Annotated in this window: 1 protein-coding gene and 2 pseudogenes; 1 reads left to right on the top strand and 2 read right to left on the bottom strand. The window is 60.9% G+C overall.

What is annotated here, in order from left to right; translation table 11 throughout:
• Nucleotides 1–784: pseudogene (locus tag EOD15_RS32680) on the top strand (competence protein); the annotation flags it as partial.
• Here EOD15_RS32680 and lexA read toward each other — a convergent pair.
• Together lexA and EOD15_RS32670 are read right to left on the bottom strand one after the other, a co-directional pair.
• Nucleotides 778–1518, bottom strand: a complete 741-nt coding sequence (gene lexA / locus EOD15_RS32675; protein WP_127272195.1) for a transcriptional repressor LexA — start codon at nucleotides 1516–1518, stop codon at nucleotides 778–780. The pseudogene EOD15_RS32680 and the gene lexA sit on opposite strands and share 7 nt — an antisense overlap.
• Nucleotides 1519–1926: 408 nt before the next feature.
• Nucleotides 1927–2507: pseudogene (locus tag EOD15_RS32670) on the bottom strand (kynureninase); the annotation flags it as partial.

Genomic DNA, 2507 nt, shown 5'->3' with positions numbered 1-2507 from the left:
GGGTCTGACGGTGATGATCGCCATATCAGGTTGGATCTCCGAACGTTCGCCTGTCGATGGGGTTGGGCTGATTTCGCAGCAATCTGTCCTGCTGGTGACAATTGCCCTGGTCATCGCGACGATGGCGACAACTTGGCTGCGGCTCGCTGCTCTGCCATTCGCGCTGGCAGGCTTGCTGACCGTCTCGGATACGCGCACGCCGGATGTGCTGATCTCGGAAGACGCCCGGCTGGTGGCGTTGCCGATCGGTGGCGGCGAGCTTGCCGTCAGCCGGGAACGGCCGAACGAATTCACCGTCGACAACTGGAAACGCGCCCTGACATCAGAAACCATCGTCGTGCCAGAGGTGTTCGACAAGAGCGATGGGCAATTCGACGTCGCGGACGCCGTTGAGCTACCGCCGGGATCGCCGTTCTATTGCTCCTCAGGCGTTTGCGTGGCCAGGCATATGTCCGGTGCGATCATTGCCTATGTCGAGGACCGCAAGGACACCTGGAAAGCCTGTGGCTTCGCCGAGCTGATCGTCATCAATGACGCCACCGCCTATGACGCCTGTCACAATCCGCTGGTTCTCGTCATCACCAAGCGGCAACTGGCTCGCAAAGGCAGTGCCGCGGTCTTCTTCGATCGCCAATCGGCGACCACGCCGGCGACAATCAGCTTCGCGGTGGGCAGCCCATATCGGCCCTGGCACACGCATCGCAAATACTCTCGTGAGGCGAGGGGGCTGGCACCCTTCAAGAAACCCGAGAAGCCAGCGGCCAACCCGCAGCCGCCTCAGTAGCGGCGGATGAGGCCGACGAGCTTGCCTTGCACCTTGACCCTGTCTGGGCCGAAAATACGGGTTTCATAGGCCGGATTGGCGGCTTCGAGAGCAATCGAAGCGCCCTTGCGGCGGAACCGCTTCAGCGTCGCTTCCTCTTCATCGACCAGCGCCACGATGATCTCGCCGGGGTTCGCCGTGTCGGCATTGCGGATGATGACGGTGTCGCCGTCGAAGATACCGGCCTCGATCATCGAGTCGCCCTTGACCTCCAGCGCATAGTGGGCGCCGCCCATGATCATGTCCGGCGGCACGGAGATCGAATGCGTCTGATGCTGGATGGCATCGATCGGCACACCGGCGGCGATACGGCCCATGACCGGGATCGACACGGCGGAGACCGCATCGTCATCATTGCCGGGCGAGGGCATCCGCGAAGGCGCCGGCTTGATCTGCCGGCCAAGAGCACCACCCTGACCGAGACTGCCCTGGATGACGCTTGGCGAAAACTTCTTTGCCGCGTTGAGGCCGGGCGCGATCGAGTCCGGCAATCGCAGCACTTCCAGCGCGCGTGCCCGGTTGGGCAACCGGCGAATAAAGCCGCGCTCCTCAAGTGCGGTGATCAGCCGATGAATCCCGGATTTGGAGGCAAGGTCGAGCGCCTCCTTCATCTCGTCGAAGGATGGCGGAATGCCGCTCTCCTTCAGGCGTTCATGGATGAACATCAGCAGTTCATGTTGCTTGCGTGTCAGCATGGCGGCCCCCAGATTACCTGAAACCAGAATCGAAAAACAAACCCAGAACAAACACTATCTGTTCCAGTTGTGTTCTGCAACCGTTTAAAGTTTAATGAATTTGTTAAGGCTGCTGAAATTATTTGGGCTTGCCAGCGGGTCGCAATCGACAGGCGCCAACACGGCGATGCGCCTGCTCACATTGAAACCATTATGGTTAATGACCTGTGGCTCATCCTCAACCCGAGGCTTGGCATCATCTGCCGGCCGACCTCCACAAGGGACGATATCAATCTTCGGGACGTTCGTTTGCCGTGAACGAAACGGAGCCAAAACGCCAACGTCTGTTGGCATTTGTGGCTGGAGTTCAGCCCTCCGTCATCCGCCGGGCAGTGAGGGCGGCGACGGCAAATCGCGGAGATCGTTGCGTCAGGTAACGGCTTCCTTGATGGCGAAACGCTGGTCCTTCCATGCGCCCGTGCGCAGAATGTCTTCTAGCACTTGAACCGCCAGCCACACATCCTTGTAGCCGATATAGAGGGGCGTGAAGCCGAAACGGATGGTCGATGGCGCGCGAAAATCACCGATGACGCCGCGCTCGATCAGCGCCCGCATGATTTGATAGCCGTGATCGTGAAGGAACGACACCTGGCTGCCGCGCCTGGTCGCGTCGCGGGTGGTCTCCAGCGTGAGGCCATAGGCGCCGCACTTTGCTTCGACGAGCTGGATGAACAGTTCCGTCAGCGCGACGCTCTTTTTTCGCAATGCCGCCATGTCGACGTCGTTCCAGATGGCAAGCGCGCCTTTGAGCGCCCGCATCGACAGGACCGGCTGGGTGCCGCACAGAAAGCGGCGGATACCGGTGCCGGCAACATACCCCCGTTCGAAGGCAAAGGGCCGCGCATGGCCCCACCAGCCGCTGAGCGGCTGGCTGATATCGCCGTGATGGCGCTGCGCGGCATAGATGAAGGCCGGTGCGCCCGGACCGCCGTTGAGGTACTTGTAAGTGC

The organism is Mesorhizobium sp. M7A.T.Ca.US.000.02.2.1 (assembly GCF_003996995.1).
In the GTDB taxonomy this organism is placed as follows: domain Bacteria; phylum Pseudomonadota; class Alphaproteobacteria; order Rhizobiales; family Rhizobiaceae; genus Mesorhizobium.
This window is presented reverse-complemented; position numbering and strand designations above follow the sequence as displayed.